The organism is Streptomyces sp. NBC_00086, assembly GCF_026343255.1.
In the GTDB taxonomy this organism is placed as follows: Bacteria; Actinomycetota; Actinomycetes; order Streptomycetales; family Streptomycetaceae; genus Streptomyces.
The window spans coordinates 6,938,059-6,962,358 of record NZ_JAPELZ010000001.1 but is presented as its reverse complement, the minus strand read 5'-3'; the positions used below and the strand labels follow the sequence as shown (position 1 = coordinate 6,962,358).

Sequence of the window (24,300 nt, the reverse complement as noted above, 5' to 3'; positions counted from 1 at the left end):
CCCCGGGGCGGGGGCCGCGCACCGTTTCGCCCCGGCCGGGCGGAACCTAGACTCCGCATCATGCTGCGCGTACTGGCCGTCGACGACGAGAAGCCCCTGCTCGAAGAGCTCCTCTACCTGCTGCGCTCGGACCCCCGGGTGCTCAGCGCCGAAGGCGCCTCGGACGCCACCGAGGCGCTGCGCCGGATCACCAGGGCGCTGGAGAGCGGTCCGGACGGGGCCGACGTCATCGACGTGGTCTTCCTCGACATCCACATGGCCGGGCTGACCGGGCTGGACATCGCCCGGCTGCTGGCCGGGTTCGCGCGGCCGCCGCTGATCGTGTTCGTCACCGCGCACGAGGGGTTCGCCGTACAGGCCTTCGACCTCAAGGCCGTGGACTACGTGCTCAAGCCCGTACGGCCGGAGCGGCTGGCCGAGGCCGTGCGGCGGGCCTGCGCGCAGTCCGGCCGGTCCGGCGAGCAGCCGCCGGCGGCCGCCGCCGAGGCCGTGCCCGCCGTACCGGCGGCCCGCGCGGCCGCGCCCGAGACCCCCGGGGCCCCCCTCGCCGCGGTCGCCGCCTCGGCCGCGTCCGCCGCCGCGCGCGGCGCGGACCGCGCGCCCGACCAGATCGCCGTCGAACTGGGCGGCGTCACCCGCTTCGTGGCGATCTCGGACATCGCGTACGTGGAGGCCCAGGGCGACTACGCCCGGCTGCACACCGACGAGGGCAGCCACCTGGTACGGATCCCGCTGTCCACGCTGGAGGAGCGGTGGGCGGCACGCGGTTTCGTCCGCATCCACCGCCGCCACCTGGTCGCGCTGGCCCGCATCGACGAACTGCGCCTGGACGCGGGCACCACCACGGTCCGCGTCGGCGCGGCCGAACTCCAGGTGAGCCGCAGGCACACGAGGGAGCTGCGGGACCTGCTGATGCGCCAGGCGATGGGCTGAGCCGCCCCCGTCCGGGGCACAGCCCCGAAGTGGGCTCGGGGCACGGCCGCGAAAGGGGTCCGGGGCACAGCCCCGGGGAACGGGCGAGGGTGGGTAGGGGACAGCCCCGCAGGGCGCGCGCGCCGACCGTCCGGCGCGGCGGCGGACCGTTCACCGTGCGGGCAGGAACGTACGGCGATCCGCCCGGGCCGTCGGCCGCAGCGGCGGCCGGATCGGCCACCCGCGCGGACCCCCGCGGGTATCGTGGATCTTCGGCCCTGGGAGGTGTCAGATGTCCGAAATCCAGGCGCTGCTCGACGCATTGACCGGATTGCCCCGTACCCGCCCGGCCGGTCCCGCCGAGGCCGAGGTGCTGCTGGCCCGCCTGCGGAGCGCGGCCGCACGCTGGGCCGACGTACTGTACGAGGCCCACGAGGGCGCGTACGGACACCTGCCGCCGCGGGCCGAGGCGGCCCTGACGCTGGCCTTCCGTCGCGCCGAGGAATCGTACGTGGAGCTGGAGATTGCCCTGCGGGACTGCGCGGAACATCGCGATCCGGCCCGCTGAGCCATATCCGGCCCGACAGCCCCAGAGGGCCTGTCGCCCGCTCCGGGGGCGTGCGTAGACTCCCGGAGCCCCGGCAGACGGCCGGGACCCGACACCCCGCCGGGCCGCGCCGCGCGCCCCGCGCCCCAGCCGAAGGACCCGCCGGTGAACCAGACGTACGCGCTGACCGCGGTCGCCGTCGTCGTCCTGGTCACGGTGCTGGTCGGCGCGCTGGGCCTGCGCATATCCCGTACCACCTCGGACTTCTACGTGGCTTCGCGCACGGTCGGCCCGCGCCTCAACGCGGCGGCCATCGGCGGCGAGTACCTCTCGGCGGCCTCCTTCCTCGGCGTGGCCGGGCTGGTGCTGCTCCAGGGGCCGCAGATGCTCTGGTACCCGGTGGGCTACACCGCCGGGTACCTGGTGCTGCTGGTGCTGATCGCGGCCCCGCTGCGGCGCTCGGGCGCGTACACGCTGCCCGACTTCGCCGAGGCCCGGCTCGAATCGCAGGCGGTGCGCCGGATCGCGGTGCTGTTCGTGCTCGGCGTCGGCTGGCTGTACCTGCTGCCGCAGCTCCAGGGCGCGGGCCTGACGCTGGAGATCCTGACGGGGGCACCGCACTGGGTGGGCGGGGTGGTCGTCGCCTGTGTGGTGACGGCGGCGGTGGCGGCCGGCGGGATGCGGTCCATCACCTTCGTGCAGGCCTTCCAGTACTGGCTGAAGCTCACCGCGCTGCTGGTGCCCGCGTTCTTCCTGCTGGCGGCCTGGGCGGGGGACGGCGCCCCGCGCGCCTCCTTCGACGCCCCGGCGGTGTTCCGCGAGCACACCGCGGTCACGCTGGCCGAGGACGTACGGCTGTCCCTGGACGCACCGCTGACGGTGACGGTGACCGGGCAGGTGGACGGGCGCGCGTACGCGGGGCAGTCCGTGACCCTCGGCGCCGGGCAGCATTCCGTACGGGCGCACGCGCGGCTGGAGTTCGCCCCGCACTCCCCGGTGCCGCAGGGCCGGGCGGAGGCCGGACCGGGGGTGTCGAGCTGGTCGGAGCCGCTGTCCGGGGACCGGCCGGAGCTGCGGCTGTACGCCACGTACGGGCTGATCCTGGCCACCTTCCTCGGGACCATGGGGCTGCCGCACGTGGCGGTGCGCTTCTACACGAGCCCGAACGGCCGGGCGGCGCGCCGCACCACGCTGGTGGTGCTCGGCCTGGTCGGCGCCTTCTACCTGCTGCCGCCGGTGTACGGGACGCTGGGCCGGATCTACACCCCGGAGCTGGCCCTGACCGGGGAGGCGGACGCGGTGGTGCTGGTGCTGCCGGCCCGGGTGGTCGGCGGGCTCGCCGGGGACCTGCTGGGGGCGTTGCTGGCGGGCGGCGCGTTCGCGGCGTTCCTGTCCACGGCTTCGGGACTGACGATGGCGGTGGCGGGGGTGCTGCACCAGGACGTGCTGCCCGCGCGCGGGGTGCGCAGTTTCCGGGTCGCGGTGCTGGTGGCGATCCTGGTGCCGCTGGCCGGGAGCGCACTGGTGACGGAGGTGCCGGTGGCGGACGCGGTGGGGCTGGCCTTCGCGGTGTCGGCGTCCTCGTTCTGCCCGCTGCTGGTGCTGGGGATCTGGTGGCGCGGACTGACGCCGCCGGGGGCGGTGGCCGGGCTGGTGACGGGGGGCGGGGCGGCCTTGAGCGCGGTGCTGGCGACGCGGGCCGGGCTGGCGCCGGCGGGGTGGGCGAACACGCTGCTGGCATGGCCGGCGGTGTGGTCGGTTCCGCTGGGGTTCCTGACGATGGTGCTGGTGTCGCTGGGTACGCGCGGGCGGATCCCGCCGGGCACGGCGGCGACGCTGGCGCGGCTGCACCTGCCGGAGGACGTGGCGGAGGCGACGCACACGGACCGGAGCACTGCTCACGGCCCGAAGCAGCACACCATGACCGGAGCACTGCTCTCGGAGGAGGGCGGCACACCATGACCGGAGCACTGCTCTCGATGCTCGGCGCGGCCGGCGGGGCGCTCTTGCTGGGGCTCGGCTGGTTCGGCGGACGGCGGCAGGCCCGGCGGGGCGAGCGCGCCCTCGGCCTCGACCTCGGCACCCCCGTCGAACGGGCCACCTTCCACACCCTGCACACCGCCTCCCTCGCCGCTCCCCCGCTGCGCGCCGGCCTCACCGAGGACGCCGCCCGCAAGGCCGCCCGGCGCCTGCGCTCCCTCCTCGGCACCGAGGCCCTGTGCCTGACGGACCGCGAACACGTCCTCGCCTGGGACGGCCCGGGCGCCGACCACCACGAGCGCCGGGTGATGGCCCGGGTCGCGGTGATGCTGGACTCGGGACGCAGCCAGAGCGTGCGCACCGAGTGCGAGCGGCCCGACTGCCCCCTCAAGTGGGCCGTGGTGGCCCCGCTGACCGGCGAGGACGGGATGCTGGGCGCGCTGGTGGCCTACGGCTCGCGGGAGTCGGCGGTGCTGGTGCGGGCCGCCACCGAGGTCGCGCGCTGGGTGTCCGTACAGCTGGAGCTGTCCGAGCTGGACCGTTCGCGGACCCGGCTGATGGAAGCCGAGATCAAGGCGCTGCGCGCACAGATCTCCCCGCACTTCATCTTCAACTCCCTGGCCGCGATCGCCTCGTTCGTGCGCACCGATCCGGAACGGGCACGGGATCTGCTGCTGGAGTTCGCCGACTTCACCCGTTACTCCTTCCGGCGGCACGGGGAGTTCACCACGCTGGCCGAGGAGTTGCGGTCCATCGAGCAGTACCTGGCGCTGGCCGGGGCCCGGTTCGGGGAACGGCTCAAGCTGACCTTGCAGGTGGCACCCGAGGTGCTGCCGGTGGCGCTGCCGTTCCTGTGCCTGCAGCCGCTGGTGGAGAACGCGGTCAAGCACGGGCTGGAGGACTCCACCGAGGAGTGCAAGATCACCATCGCGGCCCGGGACGCCGGCGCGGAGGCGCTGATCACCATCGAGGACAACGGCGTCGGGATGGATCCGGCCCTGCTGCGCCGGATCCTGGCCGGGGAGCACGCGGGCTCCTCCTCGGGCATCGGGCTGACCAATGTGGACGAGCGGCTGCGCCAGGTCTACGGGGACGGCCACGGGCTCGTCATCGAAACGGGCGTGGGCGCGGGCATGAAGATAACGGTGCGGATTCCCAAATACCGTGCGGGGGTGCACAGTTCGACACCACCTGGCCGAATTCCCCGGCGCTGAGCGGCCCGTGAGCTGCCATCCTTGAGGGGGCGCGAACGACCGGAGGGATCGCCGACGTGCGGGTCGGGCGAGAACAGCACCGCGACGAGTGCCGTGACGCGTTGCGGACATGGGTACGGGCTGGTGCGGAGGGCGGCGGAGCCTGCCTGATCGTGGAAGGTGAGCCGGGCGCGGGCCGTACGGTCTTCCTGCGCGAGGCACTGACCGAGGCGGCCGCGCTCGGCTGCCGGGTGCGGTACGGGGCCGCCGAGGCGCTGGGCACCGGGCTTCCGCTGCGCGCGGCGCTGGACTGCCTGCATCCGGCCGGCCCCGGGCGGGCGCGGGCGCTGGCCCTGCTCCGGGAGGCCTCCCGGTCGGCCGAGCCCGGCGGGGCGCTGCTGGCGGCCGTGGACCTGCTGGCCGCCGATGTGGAGGAGTGGTGCGCGCGGCGGCCGCTGCTCCTGGCCCTGGACGACCTCCAGTGGGCGGATCCGGCCTCCCTGCTGCTGTGGCGCCACCTCGCTCGGGCCACCCGGCGACTGCCGCTGCTGATGCTGGCGGCCCGGCGGCGGCTGCCCCGGCGGGCCGAGGTGGAGGAGCTGTGCGCCTCCCTGGGCGGCGGGCCGGACGGGCGCACGCTCCGGCTGGAGCCGCTGACGGGCGCGGAATCGGCCGCGCTGGTCCGGGAGGTGCTGGGCGCGGCGCCCGGACCCCGGCTGCGGGAGGCCGCCGGGCACGCGGGCGGCAACCCCCGGCTGCTGCGGGAGCTGCTCGCGCACTGGTCCGGCCTCATCGAAGTCCGCGGGTCCGCCGCCGAACTGACCCTCCCTGTAGGGGACTTGCCGCCGCCCCCGGAGGCGGCCACCCGCGAGCTGAGCCCGCTCCCCCCGGCGGCCCTGGCCACGCTCCGGCACGCAGCCCTGCTCGGACCGGCCTTCACGGCGCGCGAGCTGGCCCTCGTACGGACGCTCCCGGTCCGGGACCTGCTCGCCGAACTGGAGACGCCCCTCCTGACCGGAATACTGGAACCGGGCCCCCTGCCCGCCGGGCTCCCGGCGGGTCCGCCCCGGCACCACCCGGGCGACGGTGACGGCTTGCGGTTCCGGCAGCCGGCCGTGCGGCTGGCCCTGTACGCGGAGCTGCCGCGGGCCGCCCGCGGCGTCCTCCACCAGGACGCCGCGCGGGCCTTCGCCGAGGCCGGGCTCGATCCCGCCCGGACCGCGGGACAGCTGCTGGCCGGCGGGGCGCTGGACCCGTGGGCGGTGCGGTGGACGGCCGAGTCGGCGCAGGCCCTGATCGCGGTGGCACCCGAAACGGCGGCCGCCCTGCTGCGCCGGGCCGTCGAGCAGGGCGCGAACGAGCCCCCCGACGAGACCGGGAGTCCGTACCGGGAGGCCCTGGAGGACGGCCTCGCCGATGCCGCGCTGATGCTGCGGCGGCCCGAGTCGGTGGAGCTGCTCCGGACGCTGCGGGAGCGGGCGCAGGATCCGGGGCGCAGGACGGCACTCGCCTTCAAGCTGGTGTCGGCGCTGATGATCCAGGGGGACATGGCCCGGTCCCTGGAGGTCACCGAGGAGGCACTGGCCGAGGAGGCACCGACCGGGGAGGCGCCCACCGACGGGGCACCAGCAGGGGAGGCGCCCGCCGAGGAGGCGCCCGCCGAGGAGCCACCAGCCGGGGAAGCGCCGACCGAGGAGGCGCCCCGCGCGGGACTGCGGCTGCGCCTGGAGGCGTGCCGGGTCCTGGCGCTGGCCGATCTGCACCGGCCGGAGGAGGCGTACGCGCTCGCCGGGCCGCTGGTCGCCCGGGCGCGGCTGCTCGGCGATCCGCTCTGCGGCGCGGAGGCCGAACACGCCATGTCCTTCGCGCTGTTCCACCTCAACCGGGGCCGGGAATCGCTGCGTCACGTGGCGGCCGGGATCGCGCACGCCCGCCGCAGCCCGGCCGCCAACGACATGCGGCTGCTGCTGCTCGCCAACCAGGCCGAGGGCCACCTGCGGTTCGACGAGCCGCACGCCGCCGCCGCGGCGCTGCGCGAGGCCCGGCAGCTGGCGGCCCGTACCGGCTCGACGGGCCGGCTCGTGGTGACGGAGGCCCTGCTGGCCGATCTGCGCTACCGGCTCGGCGACTGGGACGCCGCGCTGGCCGGTCTGGCCCGGGCGCGGGGCATGCCCGTCTCGGACGGCTGGCTGCCGGTGCTGACCCGCGGGCTGCGCGCCCTGATCCTGGGCCACCGGGGCGAACAGGACGCGGCCCGGGCGGAGTTGGCCACGCTGGGCCCGGACGCGTACGAGCCGCCGGCGGCCCGTCGGCACACCGCGCACGTCCTGCTGGCCCGCGCCCTGCTGGCGGAGCGCGACGGGCGTCCCCGCGAGGCGCTGGAGGCGCTGCTGCCCGCGCTGGAGGACGGTGTGGACGAGGCGGTGGCCTACGACCGTCCCTGGGCGCTGTCGGAGGCCGTCCGGCTCGCACTGGAGGACCGGGACACCGAGGCGGCCCGGTCGGCGGTGGCCGCCTGCGCCCGCACGGCGGCGGCCCTGCCGGAGCAGCCGGGTCCGGCGCTGGCTCTGCTGCGCTGCCGCGGGCTGTTCGCGCAGGACCCGCAGCTGCTGGCGGAGACGGCGGCGCTGGCGCGGGGCGGGCTGGTGGCGGGCCAGACGCTGGAGGACCTGGCGGTGGCCCGGGCCTGGCACGGGGACCTGCCGGGCGCGCGGTCGGCGCTGACCGGCGCGGTGGCCGCGTACGAGCTCCTCGGCGCCCGGTGGGACATCGCCCGGGCGGACGCCCGGCTGCGGAGCCTGGGTGTGCGGCGGGGCAGCCGGGTGGCGCGGCGCAGGCCCGCGCGGGGGTGGGAGGCGCTGACTCCGGCGGAGCTGAAGGTGGCGCTGCTGGTCGCGCGGGGCCGGACGAATCCCGAGATCGCCTCGGCGCTGTTCCTGTCCCGCCGGACCGTGCAGACCCACGTGTCGCACATCCTGGCGAAGCTGGAGGTGCGTTCACGGGCGGAGGTGGCCGTCATCGTAGCCGGGCAGGAGGGCGCGCAGGGCCCGCAGGGCGTAGTACGTACGGGACTTGACCGTGCCGGCGGGTACGCCGAGCGCTTCGGCGGCCTCGCAGACGCTGGCCCCGCGGAAGTAGATGAGCAGGAGCACGGCCCGGTGATCGGGGCTGAGTAATCGCAGGGCTTCGCGGACGTCGAGGACGGCGACGGACCGCTCGGTGCGGTCCTCGTCGGCCGGGGACTGTTCCAGCCCGTCGGGCCCGACCTCGGCCGGGCGCGACAGCCGGGCCCGGCGGGCGTCGATGGCAACGCGCCGGGCGACGGTGTACAGCCAGGGCCGCATGGAGGCGTGGGCGCTGCTCTCCAGGGCCTCGGGATGTTTCCAGGCCCGGAACAGGGTCTCCTGGACGAGGTCCTCGGCCCGGTGGCGGTCACCGAAGGTGAGGCCGAGGAGGAATCCGTGGAGCGCCTTGCCGTGTTCCCTCTCCAGCCGGGCGAGGGCGTACGCGTCGGTGCGGCGGCGGCTGACCGTGACGGCGCCGGCGGTCGAGGACATGGGCGACATGGGCTGCCCCTTCCGGGTCGGGATGGGTCGGGATGCGGCTCGGTACGCGGCTCGGTACGCGGCTCGGGATGCACCGAGCGTGCCGGACCGCGCGCGCGGAGTTATCCGCCGCCTGACGTATCCCGCCGCACCCTGCGCCGACCGGTCGTCCCCCGTCGGTGAACGGTCGCGACCGCCGCGCGGCGGCGGGCGCGGCGGTACGCGAACGGCCCCGCCGCCGTCCGGGTCGGACGGCGGCGGGGCCGCGAGAAGGGGATCCGAGCCGGGGGCTCAGTCCTGGGACGGGTCCAGCACCACGAAGTCGGCGTTCGACGGGTCGAGGCAGACGGCCAGCCGGCCGACGTCCTGGGCGTCCGCGGGACCCATCTGCACGCTGCCGCCGCGCGCGGTGACCTCGGCGACCGTCGCGTCACAGTCGGTGACGCGGAAGACCGGGTGCCAGTACGGCCGTCCGCCCGCCACGGCGAGGTCCTCGGCCGAGAGCTCCATGAGGCCGCCCTGCATGCGCCCCTCGGGCTGCCCGGCCGGGGTGATCAGGGTGTACGTGCCCTCGCCGCCCGGCATCGGCATGTCGTTGAACTGCCAGCCGAAGACGCCCCCGTAGAACTCCCGGGCGGCCGCGGCGTCGCTCGTGTACAGCTCGGTCCAGGACAGCGAACCCGGCTGGTCCACGAGGTCGACGCCCTTGTTGTCCCCGGGCTGCCAGACGGCGAACTGGCCCCCGAGCGGGTCGCTGTACTGCGCCATCGTGCCCCACTCGTCGAGCTTGCGCGGCTCCACCCGTACGGCGCCGCCGGCGCTGCGGACGGCCCGGGTCGTGGCCTCGGCGTCGGGGACGCTGTAGTAGATCATCCAGGCGGGGCGGGCGCCCTCCTCGGTGAGCTTGCCGAGCCCCGCGACGATCTTGCCGTCCTTCCGGAACATGCCGCCTTCCATGTCCTCTCCCGCGCCCATGGACTCGTAGTCCCACCCGAGGACGCCTCCGTAGAAGGCCGAGGCGGCGGGGACGTCGGGTGTGCCGAGGTCGAGCCAGCAGGGGGAGCCGGGGACGAAGTCAGTGGTGATCATGACGACTGCCTTTCGCGGATCGAGTACGACCAGCGTGGCACCGGACACCTGCCCCCGCCCGTCGGTCCCGCGGCCGCGGTCCCGGTCCGGACAGCACTGCGCCGGGGCCCCCGACGGGGGCCCCGGCGCAGTGGTGAGGTGCGACTAGCTCCAGCTGGCGTGCAGCGGCTTGCCCTCGGCGTAGCCCGCGGCGGACTGGATGCCGACGACGGCCTTCTCCTCGAACTCCGCGAGGGAGGCCGCACCGGCGTAGGTGCAGGAGGAGCGGACGCCCGCGATGATCGAGTCGATCAGGTCCTCGACGCCCGGACGGGCCGGGTCCAGGAACATCCGCGAGGTGGAGATGCCCTCTTCGAACAGACCCTTGCGGGCGCGGTCGTAGGAGGACTCCTCCGAGGTGCGGTTCTGGACCGCGCGCGCGGAGGCCATGCCGAAGGACTCCTTGTACAGGCGGCCGTCGGCCGACTGCTGAAGGTCGCCCGGGGACTCGTACGTACCGGCGAACCAGGAGCCGATCATGACGTTGGACGCACCGGCGGCCAGCGCCATCGCCACGTCGCGCGGGTGACGGACGCCGCCGTCGGCCCAGACGTGCTTGCCGTGCTTCTTCGCCTCGGCCGCGCACTCCAGCACCGCGGAGAACTGCGGGCGGCCCACGCCGGTCATCATGCGGGTGGTGCACATGGCGCCCGGGCCCACACCGACCTTGATGATGTCGGCGCCGGCGTCGATCAGGTCCTTGACGCCCTCGGCGGCGACGATGTTGCCGGCCACGATCGGGACCTGCGGGTCGAGGGCGCGGACGGCCTTGATCGCGCTGATCATCGATTCCTGGTGGCCGTGCGCGGTGTCGATGACGAGCGTGTCCACGCCCGCGTCGAGCAGCTGCTTGGCCTTGGCCACGAAGTCGCCGTTGATGCCGACGGCGGCGGCGATGCGCAGCTTGCCGTTGGCGTCGGTGGCCGGGGTGTACAGGGTCGCGCGCAGCGCGGCCTTGCGGGTGAGGATGCCGACGAGCTTGCCGTCCTTGTCGACGGCGGGGGCCAGCTTGCGGTGGCCGGCGTCGAGCTTGGTGAAGGCCTCGCGGGGGTCGATGTCGGCGTCGATGAGCAGGAGCTCCTTCGACATGACCTCGGAGAGCTGGGTGAAGCGGTCCACGCCGGTCAGGTCGTGGTCGGTGACGACGCCCACCGGGCGGCCGTCCGCGTCGACGACCACGCCGGCGCCGTGTGCGCGCTTGGGCAGCAGCGACAGCGCGTCGGCGACGGTCTGGGTGGGCGCCAGCGTGATCGGGGTGTCGAGCACGAGGTGGCGGGTCTTCACCCAGGAGATCACGTCGGTGACGACGTCGATCGGGATGTCCTGCGGGATGACGACGATGCCGCCGCGGCGGGCGACCGTCTCGGCCATCCGGCGGCCGGCGATGGCGGTCATGTTGGCCACGACCAGCGGAATGGTGGTGCCGGTGCCGTCAGGCGCGGAAAGGTCGACGCCCTGCCGGGAACCGACCGCGGAGCGGCTCGGCACCATGAACACATCGTCGTACGTCAGGTCGTACGGCGGCTTCAGGTCATTGAGAAAACGCACGTGCTGAACATCCCAGTCGTTCGGAGGTGACCCCGACAGGGCAGTCGAGGAACGCACGTACTTCATTCTCACACGACCGGGAGTTCACACCGCCCCGGCCGATCGTCCAGGACATTTGGGGCCGGATGGTCGCTTCCTACGGGACCTTGGTCCTGCGGCCGGGCGCCGGCGGGGCGGCCCGGCCGGTGGACGGGGCCGTGGCTCCGGGCCAGCGGGAGAATCGTTCCCCCGTACCGGACGGCCGTGAACTCGGCGGCGATGGCGAGCGCGGTCTCCTCGGGGGTTCCCCCGCCGAGGTCCAGGCCGATCGGTGAGCGCAGCCGGGCCAGCGCGGCCGCCTCCACCCCCTGCGCCCGCAGCCGCCGCGCGCGGTCCTCGTGGGTGCGGCGCGAGCCCATGGCACCCACGTACCCGAGGGGCAGCCGCAGCGCGAGCGTCAGCAGCGGTACGTCGAACTTGGCGTCGTGGGTCAGGACGCACACGGTCGTACGGGAATCCAGGCGACCCGCCTCCCATTCCCCGGCCAGGTGCCGGTGCGGCCAGTCCACGACCACCTCGTCGGCGTCGGGGAAGCGGGCGGCCGTGACGAAGACGGGCCGGGCGTCGCAGACCGTGACCCGGTAGCCCAGGAAGGCGCCGATCCGGGTGAGGGCGGCGGCGAAGTCGATGGCCCCGTAGACCAGCAGCCGGGGCCGCTCGGCGGCCGATTCGACCAGCAGGGTCAGGGGCTGCCCGCAGAGCCCGCCCGCGGTGCCCAGCTCGGCGGTGCCGGTGCGGCCGGCCGCGAGCCAGCCCCGGAGCCGCTCGGCGGCGGCCCGGTCCAGCGCGGCGCCCCCGCCCAGGCGGCCCTCGTAGGAGCCGTCGGCGTGCACGGCGATGGCCCGGCCCAGCTGCTCCGGCGGCCCGCAGACCACCCGGCCCAGCGCGGAGCGGGCACCGGCGCAGGCCGCGTCGAGCACGGCACTGATGACGGGTCGCACCGGGTCGTGCCGGCGCACCGGGGTGATCAGCACGTCGAGGACTCCCCCGCAGGTCAGCCCGACCGCGAAGGCGTCGTCGTCGCTGTAGCCGAAGCGGTGCACGCCGCTGCGCCCCGAGGCGATCGCCTCCAGGCACAGCTCGTGCACGGCGGATTCCACGCAGCCCCCGGAGAGGGAGCCGAGCGCGGTGCCGCCGGAGTCGACGGCCAGGGAGGCGCCGGGGCCGCGCGGCGCGCTGCCGCTGACGGAGACCACCGTGGCCACGGCGAAGTCCCGTCCGGCGGCGCACCACGCGCGTAGCTCTTCGGCGATGTCGAGCATCAGCGGATGTACTCGCGGCGCGGGCTCTGCCCGGGGATGACCGGTCTCGGCGGCAGGACGGGGGGTCCGGCGGTGTGCGCGGCGGCGACCGGACGGGTGGGGGCGCTGCGGGCCGGGCCGGGGTACGGCTCGGGCTGTGCCGGGTGGGGGCCCCGTCCGCGCGCGCCGAGCAGCATCGCGGCGTGGGCGACGCTGGCGAGGGTGGCGTGGTGGTGCCAGCCGCGGAAGGAGCGGCCCTCGAAGTCCCGGATTCCGGCGGGCTCGCAGACCTCGGTGAAGTCGAGCGCGACCCGGTCGGTGAGCTTGGCGAGGAGGAACAGCTGCGCGAGCGGCCGGTCGCCGATGTTGGTGATCCAGAACTCCGAGGGCAGCAGGGCCGTCTCGGTCCAGGCCCCGACGAGCAGCAGCGGGGTGGGCGGGGCCGGCACGAGGCGGTCCTCACCGGGGCCGGCGAAGATGGCGGCCGAGGTGAGCAGGGTGACCGCTCCCTCGGCGCGGCCGTGCCGGGTCCATTCGACGACGCGCCGCTGGGAGCGCAGGGAGTCGATGAGCTCGCGGGCCGGCGCGGTGTGCGGGCCGGGCTTGTGCCGGCCGGCCCCGCCGAAGGAGACGGGCAGGGTGCCGTCCACTTTGAATACGAAGGGGATGTCCTGCATCGCGAACGACTCGATGCACTGCGGCAGTTCGCTGTTGGAGACTTCCATCACCACGGGCCTGCGCTGGAGTTGCCAGGTGGCGGCCATCCGCTGGACCGCGTGTACCGCGTCCTGGGCGGGGGTGAGCGAGCGTGCCGTGTCGGGGATCCCGGCCCGCCGGCGCCGCAGGAGTTCCGCCGTCCAGGGCCCGGGGAGGGTGAGGGTCCATTCGACGGGGAAACCGGCATCGCTGGAGGTGAGCCAGATCCCGCTGGCCTGCTGACAGTTGGCGGTGCGGCCGAGCTGCGGGACGAACTGCCGTCCCACGCCGACCGACCGGTCGCCGGCCTTCTCGATGACCATGGGCTGCACCACCCAGGCCAGCGGGCGCTGCGCGGTGCGTTCCAGGTGCTGGGCGAGGGAGCGCCGGACGGGGGTCCAGTCCCAGGGGGATTTGCTGATGAACTGCTGCAGGCTCTGCTCGACGGAACTGGCCCCGGTTCCGGCGATGTTACGAATTGTTTTCTTGCCGTTGGTCCGCACCAGGCCGTTCAGATATACGCGGGCCCAGTTTCGCTGGTCCCGCCGGGGTAACGACTCGAAGAAGAGCGAGATCAGTACGTCGATCAATTCGGAGATTTCCTTGGTGGATTCCTCCGGCAGAACTACGCGAGCCATCTGGGCCTCCCCCGCGACCAGCTAGATCCATTACCCTACTTGACCGCGGAGAACGGCCGTAGGTCCCGACGGCTACTTCCTGAGGTCGCTGGCAGATTCGAGCCGCTCTTCTTCTACCACGAGGGGGATGGGGATCTGGTTCGCCGCATAGTAGAGCGCGATCAGGAAGTGGGCGACGAGAGTGAGCGGGGCGGAGAAGAAGGCCAGGACTACGGTGCAGGGGTAGGCGATGGCACCCAGTCCGAAACGGACCCTGGTGGCCCGGGCGCCGTCCTTGTCCACCTGTTCGTGGAAAAGGTGCCCGACGCGGGTGACGTACCACCAGAAGGCCATGAACGCCAAGGCGTAGGCCACGGTGACGAGGCTGTAGAGGACGGCCGCGGCGTTGGCCGATCCCCCTTCTTCCATGAGGTGTTCGGCGAGCACATTGGTGGTGTACGGGACCACCGACACCACCATCAGCACCAGGAGGTTCAGGAACAGCAAAGGACGGTCGACCCGCTTGATGTGACTGAAGATGGTGTGGTGGTTCACCCACATCACTCCGATGATGAGGAAACTCACCACATAGGCGGCGTAGTGCGGCCACTGTTCCCGCACTCCGTGCCAGAAGTCGGATCCGGTTTCTTCCGGAACTTTCAGTTCCAGGACGAGGATCGTGATGATGACCGCGAATACACCGTCACTGAATGCCTCGACCCGGCCGGTTTCCGTTTCCATGACCTCCCCTTCACGCTTCTTGCATATATCTACGGCTCTCGCACATACGGGGAGGGCGCACATCCCGCCCTCCCCGCACACGCTACCCAGATTTCGGCAATCAGCCGCCGAATCCGGCGGTCTGCCGCCAGATCCGGCCATCACGGACGACGAGCGTTCCGAACGCGTGCTCCGGCTCGCCGTTCAGGTTCATGATCGCCCGGTAGAAGATGGTGTCGTCGGTCTCCACGTATTCCTGCAGCTCCACGAGGGTGGGCTTCACCGTGAGGTATCCGGTGAAGGTCTCGCGCACCGCCTCGATGCCGACGGAGACGCCCTCGAAGCGCAACAGCACGGCGTCGTCGGTGTAGTTCTTCATGACCGCCTCGATGTCCAGCGCGGCGAGCGCGTCCATCTGCCGGACGAACACGGGGTGCAGCGTGGAGATGTCGTACTTGGACATGTCGACTCCCTTTCAACTCTTCGATGGGGTGGGAACGGTGGGAACCATGGGCCCGGCCGGTACGGCGCAGGACGGATCGGTCCCGGACAGCGGCAGCCGGACGGTCATCCGGGTCTCCCCCGGGCGCGAGCGGGCCGTGATCGAACCGTGGTGGCGCTGGGTGACGATGCGGTAGCTGAGGTGCAGACCGAGACCGGTCCCCTTCCCCACGTCCTTGGTCGTGTAGAAGGGTTCGAAGATCCTCGGCAGCGATTGCTCGGGGATCCCCGAGCCGGTGTCGGCGATCTCCACCACCATGCAGACCCCTTCGACCCGGGCACGCAGGGTGAGGGTGCCGGCGCCTTCCATGGCGGCCGCCGCGTTGTCGACCAGGTTGGTCCACACCTGGTTCAGCTCGCTCGGATAGCCCGTCAGTTCGGGCAGGTCCGGTTCGTACGCGCGCACGATCCCGATCCCGGAGAGCTTGGCACGCAGCACGACCAGCGTGTTCTCCAGTCCGTCGGTGACGGCGAAGCGCTGCTCGGGGGCCCGGTCGAGATTGGCGTAATCCCGGGTGGCCGACACCAGTTGGGAGATCCGCGGACCGGCCGCCCGCAGCTCGGCTGCGAGCGAGCGGATCTCCAGGAGGGCCGCCAGGTGGTCCAGGGCCGCCGGCAGGGCCGGCTCGCCGACCCCCTCCAGCCGCTCCAGCAGCCCGCCCAGGTCCAGTCCGAGGTCGGAGACCCCCGAGCCGAGCAGCCCCGCCCGCTCCGCGCCGGCCTCCTCGGCCCAGTCGGCGATCTGCTCCTCCGCGTCCGCCTGGTCCAGCGGGTCGGTGACCAACGGCGGGGCCGCCTTGTCCAGTTCCTCGGCGAGCCGGTCGAACACGGAGCGCTCCGCGTCCGTGGCGGCCGCGCCCCAGACCTGGGCGGTCCGCGTGAGCTGGTCCAGGGCGGGCGCCAGTTCCTGCGCGGCTCGGGCCACCGCGGCGGCGGGGTTGTTCAGCTCGTGGGCGAGACCGGCCGCCAGGGTGCCCAGGGCTTCGACGGTGGCCCGTTTGCGGGCCTGGACCTCGGAGGACTTGATGCGCCAGGCCAGCACGGGGATCAGTACGGCGGCCACCCCGTGGCAGCGGGTCAGCATTTCGAAGAAGACCGGCTTCGCGTACGCCACCACGGTGGTGGCCGGACCGCTCGCCGCGGCCGTGGCCACGTACGACCCGTCCGTCAGCAGCGGCAGCTCGCCGGTGAACCGGTGCGCGGCCGAGGGCTTGCCGTCGTGGTCCTCGGCGGCCGCGCTCTCCTCCTCGGTGGAGTGCCGGGTCAGGACCTCCTCGCGGCCGTCGACGACCTTGGTGACCACGAGCCCCCCGGAGAGCAGCACGTGGAAGCCCGTGGCCTCCTCCCCGTCGCGGAAGAGGACCTCCCCGTCGGTGAGCACCCTCGGTTCGGAGACCGAGACCAGCCAGTCCAGCTGCTCCTCGGTGAGGCCCTCGAAGATCTCCAGCGCGCGCAGGGCGGTGCGCAGCGCGGCCGTACCCGGGTCCCCCGTCATGCGGTGCTCCCTTCCGTCCTGTTCCGGGCGGCCAGCCGCAGGGTGGCCACCAGGGCGAGCGTGCACACCGCGGCGACGGTGGCCATGAAGCCCACCGAGGTGCGGTGCAGCCCGTGGACATTGGTGAGCAGTCCGGCGAGCACCGCCGGCACGCTCATCGCGAGGTACGCGAACACGTAGACGGCGGCGGTCAGTTCGCCCCGGTGCGCCGGCTCGGCCAGCGCGCTGAGCGCGCGGAAGGAGCCGAGGAAGGCGGCGCCCCAGCCGGCTCCGAGCACGGCGGTGGCCGCGAGGAACACGGGGGCCGAGCCGAGCCCGAGCGCGAGGAGCACCAGGGCCAGCCCGCCGAGCAGGCCGGCCAGGCCGAGGACGGCCGTGCGCAGGGCCTCGGTGCGGCCCAGCAGGAGCTGGGCGGCGGTGGCGGCGCCCGCGAGGAGGGCCACGGTGGCTCCGCCGACGAGGTAGTTGGTGCTCCGGAGCAGGGAGAGGGCCAGGTGCGGGCCGAGCGAGAGGTAGAAGCCGCCGACCGACCAGACGGCCACGATGGTCAGGATCAGCACGGCGAAGCGGCCTCGCGCGGCGGCGGGGATGTGGATCCGGTGCGGGGCCAGCTTGAAGCGGCCCCCGGCCGCCGGACCCGGCGCGCCCTCCGCCGCCCGACCCGCCGCCGGACCCGCCGCCCGACCCGGCGCGCTCTCCGCCATCCGGGCCACGCCGATCAGCGAGACCGCGAAGGCCCCCACGAGAAGCAGGTAGGTCAGGACGGTCGGAGCGGGTGCGTACTGCACGAGCAGCCCGGCCCCGATGCCGCCGAGGCCGATGCCGACGGTCGGGCCGGCGCTGTTGACCTGGGCGCCGAGCGCCGGCCGGGAGCCGGGGCTGAGTTCCAGCAGGGCGGCGCCCATGGCCCCGGTGGCCAGGCCGACCGCCAGCCCCTGGACGGCGCGGGCGGCGAGCAGCAGACCGAGCCCCTGCGCCGAGGCGAACAGCCCCATGGAGACGATCGCGAGGACCAGCCCCGCGGCGAGTACGGGCCTGCGGCCGAGGGTGTCGGACAGCGAGCCGAACAGCAGGAGTCCGGCGAGCACGGTGACGGCGTACAGGGCGAAGACCACCGTGATCACGCCGGAGGACAGGCCCCATTCCTGCTGGTAGAGCACGTAGAGGGCGGAGGGGACGGAGGAGGAGAGCATCAGCAGGACGAGGACCGCGCCCACCACCCAGAAGCCGGAGCCTCCCGGTGCGCCTGCGGAGCCGGGGGCTGGACGCAAGGGGTCCCCCGTGGTGGTCGCGGACGGCGCGGTCCGTGCTGTCGTGGGCAACGGTTCCACTGCTTCAACTCCCCCGTCGTGGGCGGTCAGGCGGGTGCCTGCACGGCCCTCGTGAGCGCGCGGGCGGTGAGTACGCCCGCGAGGTGGCCGAGGTACTCGGCCGAGGTGCCGCGCCCCGGGACGAACAGCTCCCTGGGTTCGGCGCGGAAGGCCGCGAGCACGTTCTCCGTCGTGTACGGGCCCCCGCCGATCCGTTCTTCGACCCCGCGCAGTCGCAGGGCGCGGGCGGTGGCCCCGGTGACCGCGATGCGCGGCCCGTCGGGGGTGATCCGCACGGCGGCCGCGCAGACCGGGTAGCGGGTGGCCCGGTCGGCGGTCTTCTCGAAGGCGGCGCCGCCCGCGGCGGCCGGGACGAGCAGGGCGGTGATGACCGTGCCCGCCGGGACGCCGGAGGCGGCCAGTTCCTCGGCGGTGATCGTGGACGACCCGCCGGGACCGGCCAGTTCGGCCGTGGCTCCGGCGGCGATGGCCGCGACGGGAAGGTCGGTGGCCCGGCCGGTGGCGGCGAGGTTGCCGCCGGCCGTGCCGAGGTTGCGGACCTGGGGGTCGCCGTTGGCGCGGGCGGCGGCGGCGATCTCCGGCGCCCCGGCCAGCACCAGGGGGTGCGCGGCCAGTTCGGCCAGGGTGGTCATCGACCCGATCCGGATCCCCGCGGGGGTCCGCTCGATGCCCCGGAGCTCTTCCAGCCGGCGGACGTCGACGAGCAGGGAGGCCCGCTCCTCCCCGGTGCGCAGGCCGGGCAGCAGGCTCTGCCCGCCGGCCAGCACCCGGGCGCCGGGTCGGCCGGCCAGCAGGGTCAGGGCCTCGTCGAGGCCGACGGGGCGTACGTAGTCGAACTCGGTGAGGATCACTGGGCTTCCCCTCTCAGACGGCGCCAGACCTTCTCGGGGGTGACGGGCATGTCGATGTGCCGGACGCCCAGGTCGGACAGGGCGTCGACGACGGCGTTAACGACTGCGGCGGCGGGCGGCACGGTGGCGATCTCGCCCGCGCCCTTGGCTCCCAGCGGGTTGTGCGGGGAGGGGGTGACCGTCTTGTCGAGGGTGAAGAAGGGCGCGTCGATGGCGCGGGGCAGCGCGTAGTGGCCCAGGTCGCGGCTGACGAGCTGCCCGTCCGGGGCGTACTCGGCGTGCTCCATGAGGGCCTGGCCGAGGCCGTGCACGATGCTGCCCTCGATCTGCCCGAGGACGATCTTCGGGTTGCCGATGTTGCCCGCGTCGTCGACGGCGGTGTAGGCCACCACCTCGGTCTCGCCGGTCAGTTCGTCGATCTCGACGACGGCGACGTGCGTTCCGAAGGGGTAGTTGAAGTCCGGCGGGTCGAAGTGGGTGGTCTCGTCGAGGGCGGGCTCGATCTCGGGCGGCAGCCCCCAGCCGTACCACAGGGCCATCGCCAGCTCGGCGAAGGTCTTGGTGTTCTCGGTGTCGTCTTCGTGACCCTCCACGAAGACCTTGCCGTCCGCGTAGACGACCTTGTCCTCGGGGACGCCCAGGAAGACGGCCCCGGCCTTGACCAGCTTGCTCTTGATCTTCCGGGCGGTGAGGGCGATGGCCGGCGCGGCCATGCTGTAGGAGCGCGAGCCGTAAGTGCCCTGGCCGTACGGGGCTTTGAGCGTGTCCCCCTCGTACACCTGGACCTGAGCCGGGTCGATGCCGAGCTCGTCGGCGGCGACCTGCGCGAAGACGGTGCCGTGGCTCTGGCCGGTGGAGGCGGAGCCGACGGTGACGGTGACCTCGCCGGTCGGGTGGACGCGGATGTTCGCGCTCTCCCAAGTGCCGCCGAGCATGCCCTCCTTGGACATCCGGGTGGAGGGGCCGACACCGCAGATCGCCACGTAGGAGGCGATGCCGACACCGAGCCGTTTGCCGCGGGCGCGTGCCTCGGTCTTGCGGGCGGGCATGTCGGCGTAGCCCGAGAGCTCGATGGCCCGGTCGAAGTTGAGCTGGTAGTCGCCCGAGTCGTAGGTCCAGCCCAGGCCGTTGTCGTACGGGAACTTCTCCTTCGGCACCAGGTTCTTGCGGCGCACCGCCGCCGGGTCCATGCCGATCTCGGAGGCGTAGCGGTCCACGAGCCGTTCCATCAGGAACGCGGCCTCGGCGCGCCCGCTGCCGCGCTGGGCGCCGAGCGAGACGGTGTTGGTGAAGGCCGCGTAGACCTCGCAGAAGGCCGCGTCGATGTCGTACATGCCACTGATGGAGCGGCCCATCAGGGCGGTGGCGACGCCGGGGCCGATGGTGGAGGGGTAGGCGCCGAGGTTCGCGTAGCTCGTGCAGCGCACGGCGGTGATCCGGCCGTCGCGGGTGCCGGCCAGGGTCACGTGCTGGCGGTGGTCGCGGCCCTGGACGGTGGAGTTCATCAGGCCGGTGCGGGTGTCGACCCATTTCACGGGCCGGCCGAGCGCCTTGGAGAGCAGCAGGACCAGCGGCATGTCCGGGTACAGGTATCCCTTGGTGCCGAAGCTGCCGCCGACGGTCGGGGCGACGACCCGGAGCTTGTTGAAGGGGATGCCGAGGACCAGGGCGGAGAGCAGGAAGCGGTGGTTGTGCGGGCCCTGGGTGGAGGCGTAGAGCGTGTACTCGCCGGTGGCGGCGTTGTAGTCGCCGACCGCGCCGCGCGGCTCGATGGGGCTGTTGATGGTGCGCTGGTTGACGAGATCGAGCTCGACGGTGACCTCGGCCGCGGCGATGGCCGCGTCGGTGCGGTCCTTGTCCCCGCAGGTCCAGTACGCGTTCAGGTTGCCGGGGACGGCTTCGTGGAGCTGGGGAGCGCCTTCGGCGAGGGCCTCGTCGGCGCGGGTCACCGCGGTCAGCGGCTCGTACTCGACGGAGATGGCGGCGAGCGCGGCGGCGGCCTGGCGCGGGGTCTCGGCGACGACCACGGCAAGGGGGTCTCCGACGTGGCGCACGGTGTCGCCGGACAGCACCGGGCGGGAGCCGGGGAGTCCGTAGGGGTGGGGCGGGAAGTGGCTCTCGACCCCGCCGGGTATCCAGATGCAGGGCAGCGGCATGACGTCGGTGAAGTCGGCCGCGGTGGCCACCTTCAGTACGCCGGGCAGCTGCTCGGCGGCCTTGGTGTCGATGGAGAGGATCTTCGCGTGGGCCACCGGGCTGCCGAGGATCGCCATGTGGGCGGTGCCCGGCAGGTCGATGTCACCCACGTACGTGGCCTCGCCGCGCAGCAGCTGCGGATCCTCGCGGATGTCCAGCGGCCGTCCGAGCACGCCGCCGCCCTGGGGCGAGGTCTCCCCCGTCACTGTGGTCATCCCCGTCACCCCTCCTGTCCGGACGCGGCGGCGGCGGTGGCGGTGGCCGGCTGCGCCGGCGCGTCCTCGCGGGCCGCGGAGCAGGCGCGCTGCACTCCTCGTACGACGCTGTGGTAGCCCGTGCAGCGGCACAGGTTGCCGGTGAGCCACTCGCGGATCTCGGGCTCGGTGGGTGCCTCGCGGTCCGCCGTGTTGTCGACCAGTTCGCCCAGGGCCATGACCATCCCCGGGGTGCAGAAGCCGCACTGGGTGCCGTGCTCCTGGCGCAGGGCCTCCTGGAGGCCGCTGAGTTCACCGCCGGGGGTGGTGACCCCCTCGATGGTGGTCACCGCGGAGCCGGCGGCCGCCGCGGTGAGGATCAGGCAGCTCTTGACGGAGCGGCCGTCGAGCCGGACGACGCAGGTTCCGCACTGGCCGGTGTCGCAGCCGACCTTGGTCCCGGTCAGCCCGAGTCCGTCGCGGAGCCGTTCCACGAGCAGTTCGTTCGGCTGCGCCGAGAACTGCTCGGGTCTTCCGTTGACGTTCAGTGAGAGGTCCATGCCAGCGCCTGCGCTTCCGTGAGCGGCCGGTTGAAGAGGGGCCCGCCGGGCTGCTGGAGAATTCCTCCGGAGTGCAGCGGACCGGTGTCCACGGGAGCGAATCCGAGATCCGTGATGATTCCCGCGACTATTTCCTTGGCTTTCCCGTCGTCGCCCGCCGTGAAATGGGCCAGGCGCGGCCCCGAAGCGGTGCCGGCGACGGCGAGCGTTTCGAAATGCATGGTGTTCAGGGATTTCACGATCCGGGTCCCCGGATACCATTCGGCGACGAGTTCGCTGGACCCCCGGCCGCCGAGATCCCGGGGAGCGCCGGGGCCGTCGAACGCGTTGGTGGCGTCCACCAGCACGGTGTCCCGTACGGCTTCCTGCGCCAGCAGCCCCCGGACGCTGTCGAACGGCACCATCAGTACGAGGACTTCGGCCCGGGCCGCGGCCTCGGTGGGGTGCGCCGCCGAGGCCGCGGGGCCCAGCTCGGCCAGCAGGGCCCCGAGGCTCTGCGGGCCCCGGGCGTTGGCCAGCACGACCTGGTGGTCCGCCGCCACGAGGATCCTGGCCAGGGTCGATCCGATCCGGCCCGCGCCGATGATGCCGATCCGCATGGGGCTCCTCCAGGTGGTCTCAGTACGGGCGAGGGGTGTCAGTCCATTCCGATCCAGACCGACTTGGTCTGGGTGTAGCTCTCCAGGGACTCGGGGCCGCACTCGCGCCCGTAGCCGGAGGCCTTGTAGCCGCCGTAGGGCACGGCGGGGTCGTACTGGTTGTAGCAATTGACCCAGACGGTCCCGGCCTTGATCTGCGAGGCGACCCGGTGGGCGCGCCGCAGGTCCTTGGTGTGGACGCCGGCGGCGAGGCCGTACGCGCTGTCGTTGGCGATGCGCACGGCGTCCTCCTCGGTGTCGAAGGGGATGATCGACAGGACGGGCCCGAAGATCTCCTCCTGGGCGATCCGCATGGAGTTGTCGACGCCGGTGAAGATGGTCGGCAGGAAGTACAGGCCTTCGGACGATGCCCCGTCGGGGGTCCAGCCGGTGCCGCCGACGCGCAGCACGGCGCCTTCCTTCTCGCCGACCTCGATGTACGAGCTGACCTTGTCGAACTGGCCGCGGTGGGCGAGCGGTCCGAAGAGGGTGGCCGGGTCGCGCGGGTCTCCGGGCAGCAGGGCGGCCGCGCGGGCCACGAGCCGTTCGACCATCTCGTCGTGGATGGGGCGGTGGAGCAGCAGCCGGGAGCCGGCGGTGCAGATCTCACCCTTGTTGTAGTAGATGCCGAAGAAGGCGAGTTCCTCGGCGGCGTCGAGGTCGGCGTCGGCGAAGACGATGTTGGCGGACTTGCCGCCGAGCTCCATCGTCACCTTCTTCAGGGTGCCGGCCGCCTTGCGGATGATCGACTGGCCCACGACCGTGGAGCCGGTGAAGGCGATCTTGTCGATGCCGGGGTGGCCGGTGAGGGTCTCGCCCAGTTCCACGCCCGGACCGGTGATGACGTTCAGCACTCCGTCCGGAATCTCCGCCTCCTGGAACAGCTCGGCGATCTTCAGGGCGGTGAGCGGGGTGGCGGGCGAGGGCTTGTGGACCACCGTGTTCCCGGCCGCGAGGGCCGGGGCGATCTTCGTCATCGACAGGAGCAGCGGGAAGTTGAAGGGGGTGATGGCGCAGACCACGCCCAGCGGTTCGCGCAGGGTGTACGCGAGCTGCCCGCCGGCCGGGGCCCGGGAGGAGCCGTCGACCCGGGTCACGGCGCCGGCGTAGTAGTGCATGAGCTGGGCGGCCATGGGGGCGTCGACCGTGGAGGAGAAGGCGAACGGCTTGCCCATGTCCACCGTCTCCAGCAGGGCGATCTCCTCCAGGTCGCGCTCGATGAGCTCCCCGACCCGGTTCAGCCGCAGCGCGCGTTCCTGGGCGGACAGTCTGCTCCAGGGACCTTCCTCGTACGCCGTGCGGGCGGCGGCCACGGCCGCGTCCGCGTCGGCGGCGGCCGCCTGGGCCACCGGCACGATCTCCTGGCCGTCCACGGGGCTGATGTCCGGTTCGGTGCGGTGGTCCTGGGCCGGAACCCACCTGCCTCCGATGAACAGTTTCCCGGGGTTGGCCAAGGGCTGGTCGCTGAGCGCGCGCTTGGTCATGGCTGTGGCTGCCTTCCGGTTTCGGGTGCGAGGGGCTGAGCGCTTGGGGGCGTCTTGTCGATCGGGCCGGATCAGGGAGCGGGGTCTGATCGGCAAGACGCCCCCTACGGCTAGCCCTGCGCGAGCTGACGTAAGAACGTCTCCGCGAGGGCTTTGGAGGAGTAGGGGTTCTGGCCGGTGGTGAGCTTGCGGTCCACCACCACGTGCGAGTCCCAGATCGCTTCGGCCTTCTCGTAGCGGGCGCCGAGCCGGGTGAGTTCGGCCTCCAGGATCAGCGGGAGGCGGCCCGCCATGTTGGTGACGAGCTCCTCGCTGTGGGAGAAGGCGGTCATCCGGTAGCCCGCGAAGGGCCACTGGCCCTCGCCGTCGCGCAGGGCCAGCAGGGCGGTGTGCCCGTGGCAGACGGTGGCCAGCGGCTTGTCCTGGGCGATGGCCCAGCGCAGGATCTGCGCGAGCTCGTCGGACTTGGGCAGGTCGCCGATGGCCCCGTGGCCGCCGCTGATGTAGATGCCGTCGTAGTCGGCGATGTCCTTCTCGCCCAGGGTCTCCAGGGCGATCGGGTTTCTCAGCTGCGGGGTGGTCTCTATGACGCGGCTGTACTCCCGGGCACTGGCCGTGTCCGTGTCCGCGGAGCCCTGGGGGCGGACCCACTGGAGGAACTGGGGGTCGACGCTGGTCTGGTCGACCGTCGGGGCCTCGCCCGCGATCGTCGCCACGTCCACGGTGTGGCCCGCGTTCTTGAAGAGGGTGTAGGGAACGGCGAATTCCTCGGCCCAGAAACCCGAGGGGTGTTGTTCCCCGTCCAGCAGATGAAGCGTGGCCTTGGCCGTCATGACGACGAGAATCTTCATGACTCTTCTCCTCTATCTGGCTGCGCTGGATTC

19 protein-coding genes and 1 pseudogene are annotated in these 24,300 nt (G+C 73.1%); 5 read left to right on the top strand and 15 right to left on the bottom strand.

The window, feature by feature from the left end; translation table 11 throughout:
- Positions 1–60: 60 nt before the first annotated feature.
- The 5 genes and pseudogenes from OG276_RS31635 to OG276_RS31615 form a co-directional block, all read left to right on the top strand.
- The gene (locus OG276_RS31635) at positions 61–933 is read left to right on the top strand and encodes a LytTR family DNA-binding domain-containing protein (RefSeq protein WP_266910523.1); all 873 of its coding nucleotides are present in this window, start codon (positions 61–63) and stop codon (positions 931–933) included.
- A 271-nt stretch (positions 934–1,204) separates the two neighbouring features.
- Complete coding sequence (locus tag OG276_RS31630) at positions 1,205–1,480, top strand: hypothetical protein (RefSeq protein WP_250741408.1); 276 nt, start codon at positions 1,205–1,207, stop codon at positions 1,478–1,480.
- Positions 1,481–1,624: 144 nt separating this feature from the next.
- The gene (locus OG276_RS31625) at positions 1,625–3,421 is read left to right on the top strand and encodes a cation acetate symporter (protein ID WP_266910520.1); all 1,797 of its coding nucleotides are present in this window, start codon (positions 1,625–1,627) and stop codon (positions 3,419–3,421) included.
- On the top strand, positions 3,418–4,653 hold the full coding sequence (locus tag OG276_RS31620) for a sensor histidine kinase (RefSeq protein ID WP_266910518.1): 1,236 nt from the start codon (positions 3,418–3,420) through the stop codon (positions 4,651–4,653). Before OG276_RS31625 ends, OG276_RS31620 begins: the two co-directional genes overlap by 4 nt.
- A 56-nt stretch (positions 4,654–4,709) precedes the next feature.
- Positions 4,710–7,592, top strand: a pseudogene (locus OG276_RS31615) (AAA family ATPase); the annotation flags it as partial.
- 36 nt (positions 7,593–7,628) lie between these two features.
- Here the strand turns inward: OG276_RS31615 and OG276_RS31610 are convergent.
- From OG276_RS31610 to OG276_RS31540, 15 genes are all read right to left on the bottom strand, one after another.
- Positions 7,629–8,189, bottom strand: coding sequence for a sigma-70 family RNA polymerase sigma factor (locus OG276_RS31610; protein ID WP_266913277.1), 561 nt, complete (start codon positions 8,187–8,189; stop codon positions 7,629–7,631).
- Between the two features lie 279 nt (positions 8,190–8,468).
- The gene (locus tag OG276_RS31605; protein WP_266910516.1) at positions 8,469–9,266 is read right to left on the bottom strand and encodes a VOC family protein; all 798 of its coding nucleotides are present in this window, start codon (positions 9,264–9,266) and stop codon (positions 8,469–8,471) included.
- A gap of 144 nt (positions 9,267–9,410) precedes the next feature.
- Positions 9,411–10,919: a GuaB1 family IMP dehydrogenase-related protein gene (locus tag OG276_RS31600; RefSeq protein ID WP_266910514.1), complete on the bottom strand. Its 1,509-nt coding sequence runs from the start codon at positions 10,917–10,919 to the stop codon at positions 9,411–9,413.
- 2 nt (positions 10,920–10,921) lie between these two features.
- Positions 10,922–12,154, bottom strand: coding sequence for an XdhC/CoxI family protein (locus OG276_RS31595; RefSeq protein WP_266910512.1), 1,233 nt, complete (start codon positions 12,152–12,154; stop codon positions 10,922–10,924).
- Positions 12,154–13,467 carry a transposase gene (locus OG276_RS31590; protein ID WP_266910510.1) on the bottom strand — a complete coding sequence of 438 codons (1,314 nt, stop codon included), beginning with the start codon at positions 13,465–13,467 and terminating at the stop codon, positions 12,154–12,156. Before OG276_RS31590 ends, OG276_RS31595 begins: the two co-directional genes overlap by 1 nt.
- 72 nt (positions 13,468–13,539) lie before the next feature.
- On the bottom strand, positions 13,540–14,187 hold the full coding sequence (locus OG276_RS31585; protein WP_266910508.1) for a TMEM175 family protein: 648 nt from the start codon (positions 14,185–14,187) through the stop codon (positions 13,540–13,542).
- Between the two features lie 100 nt (positions 14,188–14,287).
- Positions 14,288–14,629 carry a nuclear transport factor 2 family protein gene (locus OG276_RS31580; RefSeq protein ID WP_266910506.1) on the bottom strand — a complete coding sequence of 114 codons (342 nt, stop codon included), beginning with the start codon at positions 14,627–14,629 and terminating at the stop codon, positions 14,288–14,290.
- Between the two features lie 12 nt (positions 14,630–14,641).
- The gene (locus OG276_RS31575; protein ID WP_266910504.1) at positions 14,642–16,162 is read right to left on the bottom strand and encodes an ATP-binding protein; all 1,521 of its coding nucleotides are present in this window, start codon (positions 16,160–16,162) and stop codon (positions 14,642–14,644) included.
- Positions 16,159–17,484 (bottom strand): MFS transporter, encoded by a 1,326-nt coding sequence (locus OG276_RS31570; RefSeq protein WP_266910502.1) that lies wholly within the window; start codon positions 17,482–17,484, stop codon positions 16,159–16,161. Before OG276_RS31570 ends, OG276_RS31575 begins: the two co-directional genes overlap by 4 nt.
- 35 nt (positions 17,485–17,519) lie before the next feature.
- The gene (locus tag OG276_RS31565; protein WP_266910500.1) at positions 17,520–18,344 is read right to left on the bottom strand and encodes a xanthine dehydrogenase family protein subunit M; all 825 of its coding nucleotides are present in this window, start codon (positions 18,342–18,344) and stop codon (positions 17,520–17,522) included.
- Entirely contained in the window at positions 18,341–20,755 is a 2,415-nt protein-coding gene (locus tag OG276_RS31560) for a xanthine dehydrogenase family protein molybdopterin-binding subunit (protein ID WP_266910498.1), read from the bottom strand. Before OG276_RS31560 ends, OG276_RS31565 begins: the two co-directional genes overlap by 4 nt.
- Positions 20,756–20,760: 5 nt before the next feature.
- On the bottom strand, positions 20,761–21,294 hold the full coding sequence (locus OG276_RS31555; protein ID WP_266910496.1) for a (2Fe-2S)-binding protein: 534 nt from the start codon (positions 21,292–21,294) through the stop codon (positions 20,761–20,763).
- Positions 21,279–21,893, bottom strand: coding sequence for an NADPH-dependent F420 reductase (locus OG276_RS31550; protein WP_266910494.1), 615 nt, complete (start codon positions 21,891–21,893; stop codon positions 21,279–21,281). The genes OG276_RS31555 and OG276_RS31550 overlap by 16 nt, the downstream gene beginning before the upstream one ends.
- Before the next feature lie 38 nt (positions 21,894–21,931).
- Positions 21,932–23,416, bottom strand: coding sequence for an aldehyde dehydrogenase (locus tag OG276_RS31545; protein WP_266910492.1), 1,485 nt, complete (start codon positions 23,414–23,416; stop codon positions 21,932–21,934).
- A 110-nt stretch (positions 23,417–23,526) separates the two neighbouring features.
- On the bottom strand, positions 23,527–24,267 hold the full coding sequence (locus OG276_RS31540; RefSeq protein WP_266910490.1) for a type 1 glutamine amidotransferase domain-containing protein: 741 nt from the start codon (positions 24,265–24,267) through the stop codon (positions 23,527–23,529).
- Positions 24,268–24,300 lie beyond the last annotated feature (33 nt).

Excerpts from the sequence above, each read along its gene's own strand:
- OG276_RS31635 (WP_266910523.1), top strand. The coding sequence starts at position 61 with ATGCTGCGCGTACTGGCCGTCGACGACGAGAAGCCCCTGCTCGAAGAG.
- OG276_RS31630 (WP_250741408.1), top strand. The coding sequence starts at position 1,205 with ATGTCCGAAATCCAGGCGCTGCTCGACGCATTGACCGGATTGCCCCGT.
- OG276_RS31620 (WP_266910518.1), top strand. The coding sequence starts at position 3,418 with ATGACCGGAGCACTGCTCTCGATGCTCGGCGCGGCCGGCGGGGCGCTC.
- OG276_RS31610 (WP_266913277.1), bottom strand. The coding sequence starts at position 8,189 with ATGTCCTCGACCGCCGGCGCCGTCACGGTCAGCCGCCGCCGCACCGAC.
- OG276_RS31605 (WP_266910516.1), bottom strand. The coding sequence starts at position 9,266 with ATGATCACCACTGACTTCGTCCCCGGCTCCCCCTGCTGGCTCGACCTC.
- OG276_RS31600 (WP_266910514.1), bottom strand. The coding sequence starts at position 10,919 with ATGAAGTACGTGCGTTCCTCGACTGCCCTGTCGGGGTCACCTCCGAAC.
- OG276_RS31595 (WP_266910512.1), bottom strand. The coding sequence starts at position 12,154 with ATGCTCGACATCGCCGAAGAGCTACGCGCGTGGTGCGCCGCCGGACGG.
- OG276_RS31590 (WP_266910510.1), bottom strand. The coding sequence starts at position 13,467 with ATGGCTCGCGTAGTTCTGCCGGAGGAATCCACCAAGGAAATCTCCGAA.
- OG276_RS31585 (WP_266910508.1), bottom strand. The coding sequence starts at position 14,187 with ATGGAAACGGAAACCGGCCGGGTCGAGGCATTCAGTGACGGTGTATTC.
- OG276_RS31580 (WP_266910506.1), bottom strand. The coding sequence starts at position 14,629 with ATGTCCAAGTACGACATCTCCACGCTGCACCCCGTGTTCGTCCGGCAG.
- OG276_RS31575 (WP_266910504.1), bottom strand. The coding sequence starts at position 16,162 with ATGACGGGGGACCCGGGTACGGCCGCGCTGCGCACCGCCCTGCGCGCG.
- OG276_RS31560 (WP_266910498.1), bottom strand. The coding sequence starts at position 20,755 with ATGACCACAGTGACGGGGGAGACCTCGCCCCAGGGCGGCGGCGTGCTC.
- OG276_RS31555 (WP_266910496.1), bottom strand. The coding sequence starts at position 21,294 with ATGGACCTCTCACTGAACGTCAACGGAAGACCCGAGCAGTTCTCGGCG.
- OG276_RS31550 (WP_266910494.1), bottom strand. The coding sequence starts at position 21,893 with ATGCGGATCGGCATCATCGGCGCGGGCCGGATCGGATCGACCCTGGCC.
- OG276_RS31545 (WP_266910492.1), bottom strand. The coding sequence starts at position 23,416 with ATGACCAAGCGCGCGCTCAGCGACCAGCCCTTGGCCAACCCCGGGAAA.
- OG276_RS31540 (WP_266910490.1), bottom strand. The coding sequence starts at position 24,267 with ATGAAGATTCTCGTCGTCATGACGGCCAAGGCCACGCTTCATCTGCTG.